Raw genomic sequence first — 15,388 nt, 5'->3', positions numbered from 1 at the left:
GCTCAGTCTGCGCGTTTGCCGGAACCGGCGTCGAACCAGTGCAGCTTCTCTTCGCGCGCCGCGATCTTCACGGTGTCGCCTGCCACCGGCGGGTGGTCGCCTTCGTCGGTGCGCATGATGATCTGCTCTTCGCCGATGCGGCCATAGACCAGGCGCTCGGCGCCCAGCAGTTCGACCTGCTCGACCTGTACCGTCCAGCCGTTTTCGTCGAGCTTCATGTGCTCGGGGCGAATGCCCAGGATCTGGCCCGGGCGCACGCCCGGCGCGTGCTTGAGCAGGTTCATGGGCGGTGAGCCGATGAAGCTCGCCACGAAGGTGGTGGCGGGGCGGTTGTAGACCTCTTCGGGCGTGGCGAACTGGTCCATCACGCCGCCGTTCATCACGATGATGCGTTGCGCCAGCGTCATCGCCTCGACCTGGTCGTGCGTGACGAACAGCGAGGTGATGCCGAGTTCGCGGTGCAGCTTCTGGATTTCGAGGCGGGTCTGCGCGCGCAGCTTGGCGTCGAGGTTCGACAGCGGTTCGTCGAACAGAAAGACCTGCGGCTGCCGCACGATCGCGCGGCCCATGGCCACGCGCTGGCGCTGGCCGCCGGAGAGTTCGCGCGGCTTGCGCTCGAGCAGATGGCCGAGTTCGAGAATTTTTGCGGCCTTGTCGACGCGCACCTTGATCTCGGGCACCGGCACCTTGGCGATCTTCAGGCCGTAGGCCATGTTGGCGAACACGCTCATGTGCGGGTAGAGCGCGTAGTTCTGGAACACCATCGCGATGTCGCGCTCGGAGGGTTCGAGTTCGTTCACCACCTTGCCGCCGATGGCGATCTGGCCGGCGGAGATTTCTTCCAGGCCGGCCACCATGCGCAGCAGCGTGGACTTGCCGCAGCCCGAGGGCCCGACGATCACGATGAATTCATGGTCGGCGATCTCGGCGCTCACGCCGTGGATGACCTGGTTGGCTTTCGGCCCGTGGCCGTAGCGCTTGATGACGTTGCGTAGGGAAAGAGCAGCCATGTTCTTCTCGATTTCGGCCTCTATTGCGAGGCACTGTTATTTCCAGAACCACCGCGGAACCGGCTTTGCCGGGCCGCTGGTGGTGCCCCCGGTAGGGGGTTGGCGAAGCGACACGAAGTGCGCGCAGCCTGGGGGCGAGCCTATTTCTCAGTGTCCACAAGGCCCTTGACGAACCACTTTTGCATCAGGATCACCACCAGCGCGGGCGGCAGCATCGCGAGGATGGCGGTGGCCATCACGACGTTCCATTCGTTCTGTCCGTCGCCGCCGGCAATCATTCGCTTGATGCCGACCACCACGGGGTACATGTCTTCGCTCGTGGTCGCCAGCAGCGGCCACAGGTACTGGTTCCAGCCGTAGATGAACTGGATCACGAACAGCGCCGCGATCGAGGTCTTGGACAGCGGCAGCAGCACGTCGAAGAAAAAACGCATGGGGCTCGCGCCGTCCATGCGCGAGGCTTCGGTGAGTTCGTCCGGCACCGTCAGGAAGAACTGGCGGAACAGGAAGGTGGCGGTGGCCGACGCGATCAGCGGCACCGTCAGGCCCGCGTACGAGTTCAGCATGTTCAGGTCCGACAGCACCTTGTAGGTGGGCAGGATGCGCACCTCCACCGGCAGCATCAGCGTCACGAAGATCGCCCAGAAGCAGATCTTCTTGAACGGGAAGCGGAAGTAGACGATGGCAAAGGCCGACAGCAGCGAGATCGAGATCTTGCCGATGGCGATCACCATCGCCGTCACGAAGCTCACCCACATCATGTGCGCCACGGGAGCGTTGGAGCCCGCGCTGGTTTCGCGCCCGAAGAGCGCGGCCTTGTAGCTGTCCCACATGTGGGGGCCGGGCAGCAGCGGCATCGGCGCCTGCACGATCTCTTGCGCGGTGTGCGTGGAGGCCACGAACGCCAGGTAGAGCGGGAAGGCGACGATGAGGACGCCCAGGATCATGATGACGTGGGCCAGGATGCCGTGGGTGCCGCGTTTCTCAACCATGGTGCACCCCGCCGGATTTGTTTTTCTGCTGTTTCATCAGTACTGGACCTTCTTCTCGACGTAGCGGAACTGGATGACGGTCAGCGCCACCACGATCACCATCAGCACGACCGACTGCGCGGCTGAGCCGCCGAGGTCCAGGTTCTTGAAGCCGTCGTGATAGACCTTGTAGACCAGGATGGTGGTGTCCTGCCCCGGGCCGCCCTGGGTGGCCGCATCGACGATCGCGAAGGTGTCGAAGAAGGCGTAGACCACGTTGATCACCAGCAGGAAGAAGGTGGTGGGCGACAGCAGCGGGAACTGCACGGTCCAGAAGCGGCGCCACGGGCGTGCGCCGTCGATGGCCGCGGCCTCGATCAGCGACTTCGGGATCGACTGCAGGCCGGCCAGGAAGAACAGGAAGTTGTAGGAAATCTGCTTCCACACCGAGGCCATCACGATCAGCGTCATGGCGTGGCCCGAGTCGAGCAGGTGGTTCCAGTTGATGCCGATCTTGCCCAGCGCATAGGCCACGACGCCCAGGGAGGGCGAGAACATGAAGACCCACAGCACGGCCGCCACGGCGGGCGCCACGGCGTAGGGCACGATCAGCATCGTCTTGTAGAAGGTGCCGCCGCGCGTGATGCGGTCGGCGAACACGGCCAGCATCAGCGACAGGCTGATGCCGATGGTTGCCACCAGCACCGAGAACACGGCGGTGGTCTTGAACGACGCGGCATAGCTCGAGTCGTTCAGCAGTTGCCTGAAGTTGTCGAGCCCGACGAACTCGACCGACGTGCCGAACGCGTCCTGCTGCTGCAGCGACTGCAGGATGGCCTGCCCCGCCGGCCAGAAGAAAAACACGAGGATCACCGCCATTTGCGGTGTCAGCAGCAGCCAGGGCAGCCAGCCCGAGCGAAAGAAAACGCGTTTTTCCATGAACCCTCTACATAAAAAATCCCGCCCGGCTCACCCTTGGTGAAGGGAGAGCGGGGGCGGGCGATATTAGCCGGACACGGAGGCCCGGAGCTTCAATCGTTAGCTTTTGTTCGCTTTTTGGAAGCGTTCCAGCTGTTCATTGCCGCGCGTCACGATGGCATCGAGGGCTTCCTTGGCCGTCTTCTTGCCGTTCCAGACCTGTTCGAGCTCTTCGTCCTCGATGGCGCGGATCTGCACGTAGTTGCCCAGGCGGATGCCGCGGCTCTTGTCGGTGACCTTGCGGATCATCTGCGTCACGGCCACGTCGGTGCCGGGGTTCTGCTTGTAGAAGCCCGATTCCTCTGTGAGCTTGTACGACGCGGTGGTCACGGGCAGGTAGCCCGTGCGCTTGTGGCTGGCGGACTGCACTTCAGGCGTCGAGATGAAGCTGAAGAACTTGGCCACACCCTTGTATTCGGCAGCCTTCTTGCCCGACATGACCCACAGGCTGGCGCCGCCGATCACAGTGTTCTGCGGTGCGCCCGGCACGTCCGGGTAGTAGGGCAGGGGTGCCAGGCCGTAGGCGAACTTGGCGTTCTTGGCGACGTTGCCGTAGAAGCCCGACGACGTGTTGATCATGGCGCACTCGCCCGAGACGAACGAGGCTTCAGGCACGTTGCCGCGGCCCTTGTAGACGAACAGGCCCTGCTTGGCCATGCTGGCCAGGTTCTCGATGTGGCGCTGGTGCAGCGGCGAGTTCACCTTCAGGCGGGCGTCCAGGCCCTGCAGGCCGTTGGCCTTGCTGGCGAATTCCACGTTGTGCCAGGCCGAGAAGCTCTCGACCTGCGTCCAGTTCTGCCAGGCCGTGGTGAACGGGCACTTGTGGCCGCTCGCCTTGAGCTTGGCGGCCGCGGCCACCACTTCGGGCCAGGTCGACGGTGCCTTGTCGGTCGGCAGGCCGGCCGCCTTGAAGGCGTCCTTGTTGAAATAGAAGATGGTCGTCGAGCTGTTGAACGGGAAGCTCAGCATCTGGCCGTTGGGGGCGGTGTAGTAACCGGCCACGGCGGGAATGTAGGCGGCCGGATCGAACTTCTCGCCCGCGTCCTTCATGACCTGGCCGACCGGAATGATCGCGCCCTTGCTGGCCATCATGGTGGCGGTGCCCACTTCGAACACCTGCAGGATGTGCGGCGCGTTGCCGGCGCGGAAGGCCGCAATGGAAGCCGTCATCGATTCGTCGTACGTGCCCTTGAAGGTCGGCACGATCTTGTATTCCTTCTGGCTCTCGTTGAACTGCTTGGCCAGGTCGTTGACCCACTCGTTGTTGACGGCGGTCATGGAATGCCACCACTGGATCTCTGTCTGGGCCTGGGCTGTATTGAACAGCGTGGCGGCCAGCGCCGATGCCAGCGCGAGCGTCTTGAATCGCATGAAGACTCCTGAAGGGAAAAATAGTAAGCGCGGATGCTAGGGCATGTGGATGACACAGCCGCGTCACATTGGCGCACGGACCCGGGGCCTATTCCAATCGGGGAAACCCCTTTGGCGTCAAGCCCGGCGCGGGCTGCAGCCCTGCATGTTGCGATGCACCATGCTAGCATCGCCCTCCCTTTTTTGGCCTAGCTTGTCGCCGTGGCCGGGGCTTCCTTGAGTACGTCATGAGCAGCAAAACCTCCCTCGACAAAAGCAGGATCAAGTTCCTTTTGCTCGAGGGCATCCACCCTTCGGCCGTGGAGGTTCTGCGCGCCGCCGGCTACACGAACATCGAGTCGCTGCCGGGCGCTTTGCCCGATGCAGAACTCAAAGCCAAGATCGCCGACGTGCACTTCGTGGGCATCCGCTCGCGGACCCAACTGACGGCCGAAGTCTTTGCGGCTGCGCACAAGCTGGTGGCGGCCGGGTGCTTCTGCATCGGCACCAACCAGGTCGATCTTGAAGCCGCCCGCGAACATGGCGTGGCGGTGTTCAACGCACCCTTCTCCAATACCCGTTCGGTGGCCGAACTCGTGCTGGCCGAAGCGATCCTGCTGCTGCGCGGCGTGCCCGAAAAAAGCGCGGTGGCGCATCGTGGCGGCTGGCTCAAGTCGGCCGACAACGCATTCGAAATCCGCGGCAAGACGCTGGGCATCGTGGGCTACGGCTCCATCGGCGCGCAGCTGTCGGTGCTGGCCGAGGCGCTGGGCATGCATGTCGCGTTCTTCGACGTGGTCACCAAGCTGCCGCTGGGCAATGCCCGCCAGGTGCGCGATCTGCACCAGTTGCTGGCGCAAAGCGACATCGTGACGCTGCACGTGCCCGAGACGCAGGCCACGCAATGGATGATCGGCGCGACGGAAATCGCTGCCATGAAGCCGGGTTCGATCCTGATCAATGCATCGCGCGGGACCGTGGTCGAAATCGAAGCGCTGGCCGAGGCGCTCAAACAGAAGAAGCTGCTGGGCGCCGCGATCGACGTGTTTCCGGTGGAGCCGCGCAGCAACAAGGACGAGTTCCTGTCGCCACTGCGTGGCCTGGACAACGTGATCCTGACCCCGCACATCGGCGGCTCGACGATGGAGGCGCAGGCCAACATCGGGCTGGAAGTGGCCGAGAAGCTGGTGAAGTACAGCGACAACGGAACATCGACGTCGTCGGTCAACTTCCCCGAGGTGGCACTGCCTGCTCACCCTGGCAAGCACCGGCTGCTGCACATTCACCGGAACGTGCCGGGCGTGCTGTCCGAGATCAACAAGATCTTTTCAGACAACCACATCAACATCGCTTCCCAGTTCCTGCAGACGAACGAGAAGGTCGGGTATGTGGTGATGGACATCGAGGCTGCTTCTTCGGACCTGGCGTTGGAGAAGCTGGCGAAGGTGAACGGGACGATTCGGAGTCGCGTGCTGTTCTGAGGCTTTGGTTCGTCCGGAGGGCTCGGCGATGGGCGCTGTGCCCTTGGGCGGCCGACGTCACCGGCCCTTCGGGCTTCCCTGCGCTGCTCACGACGGGCGGGGTCTCGCAGAACTCGCCTTCGGCTCAAACAGCTGCGAGCCCTGATCCGCCCGTCGCTGCGCTGCTCGGCGGTGCCTCAACGCCCACCCAAGGGCACAGCGCCCATCGCCGTGAGCAGAGCGGTTGTTGATTCCCCCTCTGCGGAGCCCGCTCCTTGTCTTGCTCCCTCTCCCTCTGGGAGAGGGTTGGGGTGAGGGCAGACGGCCTCAAAGAAGTACAGGGCCTTCATTCACCCCCAAGCCCGGTATGCGGTGCGGCGTGGTCGGCCCCTCTGGGCCGCCGAGGAGCGCAGCGTTTCGCGAATCAGGGCTCGCAGCTGTTTGAGCGCAGCGAGTTCTGCGAGACCCCGCGAAGCGTGAGCACCGCAGGGGAGCCCGAAGGGCCGGCACAGTGGGGCTGACTGCGCCACACCGCGTACCGGGCGCCCTCCATATCGAGCGCGCTCGATATCCAATGCCCCCGCAAGAAGCACTCTTCGCTCCCCTAGCACAAGGGCAACAAAAAACCCACAGGCAAAGCCCCCAAGCCCTGCCCTAAAATCCACCCCCCGGCTACATGGGCGCGCAGCGCCTGGCCAAGGGCCCCACCCGATGAATGCTCCGACCGCGTTGAACGCGTTGTTGTCGCAGGCCGCAGAGCCCGCACGACTGCGCGAGATCCCGTACAACTACACCAGCTTCTCTGACCGAGAGATCGTGATTCGCCTGCTGGGCGAACGCGGCTGGGACCTGCTCCAGACCCTTCGTGCCGAGCGCCGCACCGGCCGATCGGCACGCATGCTCTATGAAGTGCTGGGCGACATCTGGGTCGTGCAGCGCAACCCCTACCTCGTCGACGACCTGCTCGACAACCCGCGTCGCCGCGGCCAACTGGTCGATGCGCTCAAGCACCGGCTGACCGAGGTGCAGAAGCGCCGCACCCCCGACAGCGACCTGCCGCGTGACCAACTCGTGGGCGAGCTGACCCACCTCGTGGGCAACGCGGTGTCCACCTTCGACACCATGTTCAGCAACGTCGCCGCGCTGCGCCGCAAGGCCACCCGCGTGCTGCGCCGGCTCACGGCCAAGGACAACATCAAGTTCGACGGCCTCTCGCGCGTGTCCCACGTGACCGACGCCACCGACTGGCGTGTCGAGTACCCCTTCGTCGTGCTGTGCCCCGACACCGAGACCGAAATGGCGCTGCTGGTCAAGGGGTGCATCGAGCTGGGCCTGACCATCATTCCGCGCGGCGGCGGCACCGGCTACACCGGCGGCGCGATTCCGCTCACCTGGAACAGCGTCGTCATCAACACCGAGAAGCTGGAGGCGATGACCGAGGTCGAGCACGTCTCGCTGCCCGGCCTCGAAGCGCCCGTGCCCACCATCTGGACCGAAGCCGGCGTGGTCACGCAGCGCGTGGCCGATGCGGCCGAGCGCGCGGGCTTCGTGTTCGCGGTCGATCCGACCTCGGCCGAAGCTTCGTGCGTCGGCGGCAACGTCGCGATGAACGCCGGTGGCAAGAAGGCTGTGCTCTGGGGCACGGCGCTCGACAACCTCGCCTCGTGGCGCATGGTCACGCCGCAGGCCGAATGGCTCGAAGTCACGCGCATCGGCCACAACCTGGGCAAGATCCACGACGCCGAGCGCGCTTTGTTCGAGCTGCAGTACTACGCGGCCGACGGCAAGACCAAGCTGCGCACCGAGCAGCTCGACATCCCCGGCAAGAGCTTCCGCAAGGAAGGTCTCGGCAAGGACGTGACCGACAAGTTCCTCTCGGGCCTGCCGGGCATCCAGAAAGAGGGCTGCGACGGCCTCATCACCAGCTGCCGCTGGGTGGTGCACAAGATGCCTTCGCACACGCGCACGGTGTGCCTCGAATTCTTCGGCAATGCGAAAGACGCAGTGCCCAGCATCGTCGAGATCAAGGACTTCATGTTCGCCGAGCAGAAGCGCTCGGGCGTGCTGCTGGCCGGCCTCGAACACCTGGACGACCGGTATCTGAAAGCCGTGGGCTACGCCACCAAGTCGAAAAAGCACGGTGGCCTGCCGAAGATGGTGCTGTTCGGCGACATCGCGGGCGACGACGCCGATGCGGTGGCGCGCGTCACCTCGGAGGTGGTGCGCATCGCCAATTCGCGCAGCGGCGAAGGCTTCATCGCCATCAGCCCCGAGGCACGCAAGAAATTCTGGCTCGACCGCAAGCGCACGGCCGCCATCAGCAAGCACACCAACGCCTTCAAGATCAACGAAGACGTGGTGATCCCGCTGCCGCGCATGGCCGAGTACAGCGATGGCATCGAGCGCATCAACATCGAGCTGTCGCTGCAGAACAAGCTCGCACTGACCGACGAGTTGGAAGCCTTCCTCACGCGCGGCAACCTGCCGCTGGGCAAGACCGACGACGCACACGAGATTCCGGCGGCCGAGCTGCTCGAAGACCGCGTGGCGCAGGCCGTGTCGCTGGTGCAGGACACGCGCGCGCTGTGGGCCGGCTGGCTGCAGAACGTCGACGCGCTGTTCCCGCAACTGCAGGACCACAGCCTGCGCGCGAGCTGGAAGACGCAGTTGCGTCAGCCGCTGCAGGAAATTTTCTCGGGCGGCGAGTTCGCGCCGATCCTGGCCGAATGCACCGCGATCCACAAACGCGTGCTCAAGGGCCGCGTGTGGGTTGCGTTGCACATGCACGCGGGCGACGGCAACGTACACACCAACATCCCCGTCAACAGCGACAACTACGACATGCTGCAGACCGCGCATGCCGCGGTGGTGCGCATCATGGCGCTGGCGCGCAGCCTGGACGGCGTGATCTCGGGCGAGCATGGCATCGGCATCACCAAGCTCGAATTCCTCAGCGACGAAGAGCTGCGCCCGTTCACCGAATACAAGGCCCGGGTCGACCCCGAAGGCCGCTTCAACAAGGGCAAGCTGCTGCGCGCGCCTGCGGGCGAAGCCGTCACGCTGCACGCCGACCTGACCAATGCCTACACGCCGAGCTTCGGCCTCATGGGTCACGAGTCGCTGATCATGCAGCAGAGCGACATCGGCGCCATTGCCGACAGCGTGAAGGACTGCCTGCGCTGCGGCAAGTGCAAGCCGGTGTGCGCCACGCACGTGCCGCGCGCCAACCTGCTCTACAGCCCGCGCAACAAGATCCTCGCGACCTCGCTGCTGGTCGAGGCCTTCCTCTACGAAGAGCAGACGCGGCGCGGCATCAGCATCAAGCACTGGGAAGAGTTCGAGGACGTGGCCGACCACTGCACGGTCTGCCACAAGTGCCTCACGCCATGCCCGGTGAAGATCGACTTCGGCGACGTATCGATGAACATGCGCAACCTGCTGCGCAAGATGGGACAGAAGAGCTTCCGTCCCGGCAACGCGGCTGCGATGTTCTTCCTCAACGCGACCAACCCGCAGACCATCAAGATGGTGCGCGCGGGCATGGTGGGCGTCGGCTTCAAGGCGCAGCGCCTGGCCAACGACCTGCTGCGGCGCCTTGCGAAGAAGCAGACCGGCGCACCGCCGGCCACGCTGGGTCCGGCGCCGATCAAGGAGCAGGTGATCCACTTCATCAACAAGAAGATGCCGGGGAACCTGCCGAAGAAGACGGCGCGCGCGCTGCTCGACATCGAGGATGCGGACTACGTGCCGATCATCCGCAACCCGAAGTCGACCACGTCGGAAACCGAGGCGGTCTTCTACTTCCCGGGCTGCGGATCGGAGCGGCTGTTCTCGCAGGTCGGCCTCGCGACACAGGCGATGCTCTGGCATGCGGGCGTGCAAACGGTGCTGCCGCCGGGCTACCTGTGCTGCGGCTATCCGCAGCGCGGCAGCGGCCAGTTCGACAAGGCCGAGAAGATGATCACGGACAACCGCGTGCTCTTCCACCGTGTCGCCAACACGCTCAACTACCTCGACATCAAGACGGTGGTGGTGAGCTGCGGCACCTGCTACGACCAACTGCAGGGCTATCAGTTCGACAAGATCTTCCCGGGCTGCCGGATCATCGACATCCACGAGTACCTGCTTGAAAAGGGCATCACGCTGGCCGGTGCGGGCGGCGGTGGCTACCTGTACCACGACCCCTGCCATTCGCCGATGAAGCTGCAGGACCCGATGAAGACCGTGAAGGCGCTGGTCGGCGACAACGTGCTCAAGAACGACCGCTGCTGCGGCGAGTCGGGCACGCTGGGCGTGTCGCGGCCCGACATCTCGACGCAGATTCGCTTCCGCAAGGAAGAGGAACTGAAGAAGGGCGAGGCCGCGCTGCGCGAGAGCGGCACGGTCGGCGCGACCGACAACGTGAAGATCCTCACCAGCTGCCCGAGCTGCCTGCAAGGCCTCTCGCGCTATGGCGACGACCTGAACAACGGCCTGCTCGAAGCCGACTACATCGTGGTCGAGATGGCCAACAAGATCCTCGGCGCCGACTGGATGCCGCAATACGTGGCGGCCGCCAATCACGGCGGCATCGAACGGGTGCTGGTATGAAGGTGCAGGGCTGTCCTTTCTGCGAAGGCCCCGGTGGCCGTGTCGTGTTCGAGGGCGCGAAGCTGCGCGTCGTTCATGCGCAAGAGGTTGGCTTTCCGGCGTTCTATCGCGTGATCTGGCGCGAGCATGCGGCGGAGTTTTCCGATCTCGATGCCGCCGACCGCGTGCTGTGCATGGAGGCGGTGACGGTGGTCGAGCAGTGCCTGCGCGAGCACCTGAAGCCGGCCAAGATCAATCTCGCCGCACTCGGCAACATGGTGCCGCACCTGCACTGGCACGTGATCGCGCGCTTTGCGGACGACAGCCATTTCCCCGGCTCGGTCTGGGCGCCGGTGCAACGCGAGGTGAATGCGGCGCAGCAGGCGGATGTGACGGCGCACCTGCCGGCCATCGAGGCTGCGATGATCGAGCGACTGGTCACAAGGAGTTTCTGATGGCAGGTTTGAAACCGGGCGCACCGACGCCGCAAGCGATCACCGTGCATGGTCAGTCGCGTGTGCTCGAGGTCGGCTTCTCGGACGGCGCGACCTTCCGCATTCCCTTCGAGCTGATGCGCATCTATTCGCCGTCCGCCGAAGTGCAGGGGCATGGGCCGGGTCAGGAGATCCTGCAGACCGGCAAGCGCGAGGTCGAGTTGGCCAATCTGGAGCCGGTCGGCAACTATGCCGTGCAGCCGACCTTCAGCGATGGCCACAACACCGGCATCTACTCGTGGGACCTGCTCTATGAACTGGGTGCGAAGCAGGTCGAGCTGTGGGCCGAGTACGAGCGGCGCCTTGCATTGGCGGGTGTCGACCGCGACGCGCCGATGATCGACAAGAGCGGCCACGCCTGCAGCAGCCACTGAGGCCCGCAGCCGGCCCGTGCTATTGAAAAGATAGCCCTACAGGCAGGAAGGGCGCGCGTTGTGGCGCACCTGTGTTTGACGAAAAAAGCAACAAATGTCCGGCGTGCGTGCGGGGTCGTCAGCTTGATGTGCAGGCTTCCGGCCTAACATCGGTTGCATGAGTACCACACACTTCGGCTTCGAGAAAGTCGACGAAAGCGAGAAGGCGAAGCGCGTTCGCGGCGTCTTCGATTCGGTCGCCACGCGCTACGACATCATGAACGACCTGATGTCGGCCGGCCTGCATCGCGCCTGGAAGGCATACACCGTGATGGTTGCGAACGTGGGCGAAGGCTCGCGCGTGCTCGACATCGCGGGCGGCACCGGCGACCTCGCCATGGCCTTCGCCAAGAAGGTTGGCGCCACCGGCCAGGTGGTTCACACCGACATCAACGAAGCCATGCTGCGCACCGGCCGCGACCGCCTGCTCGACGCCGGCGTGTCGCTGCCCACGATGGTGTGCGACGCAGAAAAACTGCCCTTTCCCGACAACCACTTCGATGTCGTCACCGTGGCCTTCGGTCTGCGCAACATGACGCACAAGGACATTGCGCTCAAGGAAATGAACCGCGTGCTCAAGCCGCGCGGCAAGTTGCTCGTGCTCGAGTTCTCGAAGGTCGCGAAGCCGCTTGCCAAGGTCTACGACTGGTACTCCTTCAACGTGCTGCCGCGTCTGGGCAAGCTCGTGGCTGGTGACGATGCGAGCTATCGCTATCTCGCCGAATCGATCCGGATGCATCCCGCGCAAGAGGAGCTCAAGACCCTCATGAAAGAGGGCGGTTTCGGACATGTGGACTATCACAACATGACGGGTGGCGTGGCTGCCCTCCATGTTGGAATCAAGTGTTGATGAGGCGAATCTTTCGCTCAAGAGGAGACGACATGAAGAATTTGGGTACTTTGTTTTTGGCGGCTGCATTGGTGCTGGGCAGTGTCCAGGCTGAAGCCGCTCGCATGGGTGGTGGCAAGTCCGTCGGGCGTCAGTCGTCCAACGTGACGCAACGCCAGGCCACGCCTCCCGCATCGCCCGGTGCACCCGCGCAGCAGAACGCCACCAACGCAGCGGCCAAGCCCGCAACGCCGGCCGCAGCCGCCGCACCGAAGCGTCCGTGGGGCGCAATGCTCGGCGGCCTCGCAGCCGGCCTGGGCCTCGCGTGGCTCGCACATTCGCTCGGCCTTGGCGCCGGCTTCGGCAACATCCTGCTGATCGGCCTGCTGGTGCTGGCTGGTGTGGTGGTGTGGCGCATGATCAAGGCGCGCTCGCAAGCTTCTGGTGCCAATCGCCAGGGTGGCTTCGCGTTCCAGGGCGCAGGCGGCAGTGCCACCAACGCCAGCGCCCCCGCGCAATACAGCCCGGCCAACGTGGGCAACGATGCATCGGCCCGTCCGTGGGAGCGCAGTGCGACCGCCTTCGACGCCACGCCTGCAGTGGATGCAGACCGTCACGGCAGCAGCCTCTCCGCGGCAGGTGCTGCGGCTGGTGGCAGCATGATCGGTTCGGCGCTGGTCGGCTCGCAGGCCTGGGGCACGCCCGCCGGCTTCGACGTGGAAGGCTTCCTTGGCGCCGCCAAGCGCAACTTCGTGACGCTGCAGGACGCATGGGATCGCGCCGATGTCTCGACGCTGCGTTCGATGATGACCGACAGCATGGTCGAAGAAATTCGCACGCAACTGGCCGATCGCGCCGGCCATACCGGCGGTTCCTCGAACAAGACCGAAGTCGTGATGCTCGACGCCAAGCTGCTCGGCATCGAAGAGCTGCCCGACGCCTACATGGCCAGCGTGGAGTTCTCCGGCATGATCCGCGAAGACGCCTCGGCAGGCCCCGGCCCGTTCCGCGAAGTCTGGAACATGACCAAGCCGACCAGCGGCAACAGCGGCTGGCTCGTGGCCGGTGTGCAAGCACTGCAGTAAAGCAAAAAGCTGAAGCGCGGCCGTCACAGGGCCGCGGCAGTGACGGGATAATGGGGACCATGGCTACACCATCGTCCCCTTTTTCTTTTCTCGGCGACCTCTTCAATCGCATTGGCGAACGCCTGCAGCCTCCAGGCTGGGCGGTCCACGAGATCCAGCACCGCGCGGTGCTGTTCCTGAACCATGTGCTGCAGCAGGAGCCCGAGGCCCAGCAGCGGCTGCTGCGTCAGCAGGGGCGGGTGGTGCGTTTCCAGTGGCGCTTCGTGACGATGGAGCTGGTGGCCACGCCGGCCGGGCTGCTCGACCTGGCGCCTGAAGGCTCGGTCCCCGAACTCACCCTGACCGTGACCGACGACTCCCCCTTCGACATCGCCCGCGCCACGCTGCGCGGCGACAAGCCTTCGGTGCAGATCGTCGGCGACGTGCAACTGGCCGCCGAGGTCAACTGGCTGGTCGACCACGTGCGCTGGGATGTCGAGGACGACCTTGCCCGCGTGATCGGCGATGTGCCTGCGTACACCCTGGGCAATGGCGTGCGACGTGTCGTGGGCGCGCTGCGCCAGTTTGTCGGCGACCGCACGGCACATGCCGGCGGTTCGGCGCCTGGCTCGGCGGGCAAGGCCGAATGAGGCGCTTCTACCGCGGCCTGTTCATCGTCTGGATCGCGCTGCGCTACGGCCTCGACGAGCTCGTGCTCACGAGCTTCCAGAAGCCCTGGCTGCGCGTGGTGGCGCGCGTCGTCTCGGTCGGGCGCAACCTCGATGCGCCGCGCGGCCAGCGGCTGCGCGAGGCGCTGGAGCGCCTCGGCCCCATCTTCGTGAAGTTCGGCCAGGTGCTGTCGACCCGGCGTGACCTGCTGCCACCGGACATCGCCGACGAACTTGCCTTCCTGCAGGACCGCGTGCCGCCGTTCCCTTCGGCGGTGGCCATTGCGACCATCGAGCGTGCGTTCCGCCGTCCCGTGGGCGATGTCTTCGTGCAGTTCGACGAAACCCCGATCGCCAGTGCATCGATCGCGCAGGTGCACTTTGCCGTCATCCGCACCAAAGAGGGCGAGCTGCGCGATGTCGCGGTCAAGGTGCTGCGGCCCAACATGCGTGGCGTGATCGAGAAAGACCTGGGGTTGATGGCCATGATGGCCGCCTGGGTCGAGAAGCTCTCGCCCGACGGCAAGCGCCTGAAGCCGCGCGAGGTGGTCGGCGAGTTCGACAAGTACCTGCACGACGAGCTCGACCTGGTGCGCGAGGCGGCCAACGCGGCACAGTTGCGCCGCAACATGGCTTCGCTGGAGCTGGTGCTCATTCCCGAGATGTTCTGGGACTTCTGCCACCCCGAAGTCATCGTGATGGAGCGCATGACCGGCGTGCCGATTGCCCAGATGGACCGCCTGCGCGCGGCCGGCGTCGACATTCCCAAGCTGGCGCGCGACGGTGTCACGATCTTCTTCACGCAGGTGTTCCGCGACGGCTTCTTCCACGCGGACATGCACCCGGGCAACATCCAGGTGAGCCTGGAGCCCGAGACCTTCGGGCGCTACATCTCGCTGGACTTCGGCATCATCGGCACGCTGACCGAGTCGGACAAGGAGTACCTCGCGCAGAACTTCGTGGCCTTCTTCCGGCGCGACTACAAGCGCGTGGCCGAGCTGCACCTCGAAAGCGGCTGGGTGCCCGAAGGCACGCGCATCGACGAACTCGAAGCCGCGATCCGCACCGTCTGCGAGCCGTACTTCGACCGGCCGCTGAAGGAAATCTCTCTGGGCATGGTGCTGATGCGCCTGTTCCAGACCTCGCGCCGCTTCCATGTCGAAATCCAGCCGCAACTGGTGTTGCTGCAGAAGACGCTGCTCAACATCGAAGGCCTGGGCCGCAGCATCGACCCCGAGCTGGACCTCTGGCACACCGCCAAGCCCTTCCTCGAGAAGTGGATGGTCGACCAGATCGGCCCCAAGAAGCTGTTCCAGCAACTGAAGGCCGAGGCGCCGCGCTACGCGAAATTGCTGCCGCAATTGCCGCGCCTGCTGCACGATTTCCTTGAGAATCGGCCCGCCGACAACCGCCGCGAGCTGCTTGAACTGCTGGCCGAGCAGAAGCGCACCAACCGGTTGCTGCAGACCATCGTCTACGGTGGCATAGGTTTTGTATTGGGGTTGCTCGCCATGCAGTTGCTGGTGCGCGTGCGCCTGTTCTAGGCGCTGGTCAGTCCCTCGCGCTCAATTTTTTCCGGAGG

Annotated in this window: 12 protein-coding genes; 8 read left to right on the top strand and 4 right to left on the bottom strand. The window is 64.8% G+C overall.

Annotated elements, in window-relative coordinates:
- Positions 1 to 2 precede the first annotated feature (2 nt).
- The 4 genes from ugpC to ugpB form a co-directional block, all read right to left on the bottom strand.
- Positions 3 to 1,010: a sn-glycerol-3-phosphate ABC transporter ATP-binding protein UgpC gene (ugpC, locus tag H7F35_RS04960; RefSeq protein WP_187111849.1), complete on the bottom strand. Its 1,008-nt coding sequence runs from the start codon at positions 1,008 to 1,010 to the stop codon at positions 3 to 5.
- A gap of 140 nt (positions 1,011 to 1,150) precedes the next feature.
- On the bottom strand, positions 1,151 to 2,002 hold the full coding sequence (gene ugpE, locus H7F35_RS04955) for a sn-glycerol-3-phosphate ABC transporter permease UgpE (protein ID WP_187111848.1): 852 nt from the start codon (positions 2,000 to 2,002) through the stop codon (positions 1,151 to 1,153).
- 36 nt (positions 2,003 to 2,038) lie between these two features.
- Complete coding sequence (ugpA, locus tag H7F35_RS04950) at positions 2,039 to 2,920, bottom strand: sn-glycerol-3-phosphate ABC transporter permease UgpA (RefSeq protein WP_187111847.1); 882 nt, start codon at positions 2,918 to 2,920, stop codon at positions 2,039 to 2,041.
- A 99-nt stretch (positions 2,921 to 3,019) separates the two neighbouring features.
- A complete protein-coding gene (ugpB, locus tag H7F35_RS04945; RefSeq protein WP_187111846.1) occupies positions 3,020 to 4,330 on the bottom strand; it encodes a sn-glycerol-3-phosphate ABC transporter substrate-binding protein UgpB in 1,311 nt (436 codons plus the stop codon).
- Between the two features lie 227 nt (positions 4,331 to 4,557).
- Between ugpB and serA the strand changes: the two genes are divergently transcribed.
- The 8 genes from serA (at position 4,558) to ubiB (ending at position 15,350) form a co-directional block, all read left to right on the top strand.
- Positions 4,558 to 5,790, top strand: coding sequence for a phosphoglycerate dehydrogenase (gene serA / locus H7F35_RS04940; RefSeq protein ID WP_187111845.1), 1,233 nt, complete (start codon positions 4,558 to 4,560; stop codon positions 5,788 to 5,790).
- A 690-nt stretch (positions 5,791 to 6,480) separates the two neighbouring features.
- The gene (locus H7F35_RS04935) at positions 6,481 to 10,359 is read left to right on the top strand and encodes a DUF3683 domain-containing protein (RefSeq protein WP_187111844.1); all 3,879 of its coding nucleotides are present in this window, start codon (positions 6,481 to 6,483) and stop codon (positions 10,357 to 10,359) included.
- Positions 10,356 to 10,793, top strand: coding sequence for an HIT family protein (locus H7F35_RS04930; RefSeq protein WP_187111843.1), 438 nt, complete (start codon positions 10,356 to 10,358; stop codon positions 10,791 to 10,793). Before H7F35_RS04935 ends, H7F35_RS04930 begins: the two co-directional genes overlap by 4 nt.
- Positions 10,793 to 11,206, top strand: coding sequence for a gamma-butyrobetaine hydroxylase-like domain-containing protein (locus H7F35_RS04925; protein ID WP_187111842.1), 414 nt, complete (start codon positions 10,793 to 10,795; stop codon positions 11,204 to 11,206). Before H7F35_RS04930 ends, H7F35_RS04925 begins: the two co-directional genes overlap by 1 nt.
- A 157-nt stretch (positions 11,207 to 11,363) precedes the next feature.
- On the top strand, positions 11,364 to 12,095 hold the full coding sequence (ubiE, locus tag H7F35_RS04920; protein ID WP_187111841.1) for a bifunctional demethylmenaquinone methyltransferase/2-methoxy-6-polyprenyl-1,4-benzoquinol methylase UbiE: 732 nt from the start codon (positions 11,364 to 11,366) through the stop codon (positions 12,093 to 12,095).
- A gap of 32 nt (positions 12,096 to 12,127) precedes the next feature.
- Positions 12,128 to 13,159 carry a Tim44 domain-containing protein gene (locus H7F35_RS04915; RefSeq protein WP_187111840.1) on the top strand — a complete coding sequence of 344 codons (1,032 nt, stop codon included), beginning with the start codon at positions 12,128 to 12,130 and terminating at the stop codon, positions 13,157 to 13,159.
- Positions 13,160 to 13,218: 59 nt separating this feature from the next.
- The gene (locus H7F35_RS04910; RefSeq protein ID WP_187111839.1) at positions 13,219 to 13,788 is read left to right on the top strand and encodes an SCP2 domain-containing protein; all 570 of its coding nucleotides are present in this window, start codon (positions 13,219 to 13,221) and stop codon (positions 13,786 to 13,788) included.
- Positions 13,785 to 15,350: a ubiquinone biosynthesis regulatory protein kinase UbiB gene (ubiB, locus tag H7F35_RS04905; RefSeq protein ID WP_187111838.1), complete on the top strand. Its 1,566-nt coding sequence runs from the start codon at positions 13,785 to 13,787 to the stop codon at positions 15,348 to 15,350. The genes H7F35_RS04910 and ubiB overlap by 4 nt, the downstream gene beginning before the upstream one ends.
- The last annotated feature ends 38 nt before the right edge of the window (positions 15,351 to 15,388 follow it).

This window comes from Variovorax sp. PAMC26660, assembly GCF_014302995.1.
Classification (GTDB): Bacteria; Pseudomonadota; Gammaproteobacteria; order Burkholderiales; family Burkholderiaceae_C; genus Variovorax.
This window is presented reverse-complemented; position numbering and strand designations above follow the sequence as displayed.

Coding starts and splice junctions, on each gene's coding strand:
- ugpC (WP_187111849.1), bottom strand. CDS start 1,010: ATGGCTGCTCTTTCCCTACGCAACGTCATCAAGCGCTACGGCCACGGG.
- ugpE (WP_187111848.1), bottom strand. CDS start 2,002: ATGGTTGAGAAACGCGGCACCCACGGCATCCTGGCCCACGTCATCATG.
- ugpA (WP_187111847.1), bottom strand. CDS start 2,920: ATGGAAAAACGCGTTTTCTTTCGCTCGGGCTGGCTGCCCTGGCTGCTG.
- ugpB (WP_187111846.1), bottom strand. CDS start 4,330: ATGCGATTCAAGACGCTCGCGCTGGCATCGGCGCTGGCCGCCACGCTG.
- serA (WP_187111845.1), top strand. CDS start 4,558: ATGAGCAGCAAAACCTCCCTCGACAAAAGCAGGATCAAGTTCCTTTTG.
- H7F35_RS04935 (WP_187111844.1), top strand. CDS start 6,481: ATGAATGCTCCGACCGCGTTGAACGCGTTGTTGTCGCAGGCCGCAGAG.
- H7F35_RS04930 (WP_187111843.1), top strand. CDS start 10,356: ATGAAGGTGCAGGGCTGTCCTTTCTGCGAAGGCCCCGGTGGCCGTGTC.
- H7F35_RS04925 (WP_187111842.1), top strand. CDS start 10,793: ATGGCAGGTTTGAAACCGGGCGCACCGACGCCGCAAGCGATCACCGTG.
- ubiE (WP_187111841.1), top strand. CDS start 11,364: ATGAGTACCACACACTTCGGCTTCGAGAAAGTCGACGAAAGCGAGAAG.
- H7F35_RS04915 (WP_187111840.1), top strand. CDS start 12,128: ATGAAGAATTTGGGTACTTTGTTTTTGGCGGCTGCATTGGTGCTGGGC.
- H7F35_RS04910 (WP_187111839.1), top strand. CDS start 13,219: ATGGCTACACCATCGTCCCCTTTTTCTTTTCTCGGCGACCTCTTCAAT.
- ubiB (WP_187111838.1), top strand. CDS start 13,785: ATGAGGCGCTTCTACCGCGGCCTGTTCATCGTCTGGATCGCGCTGCGC.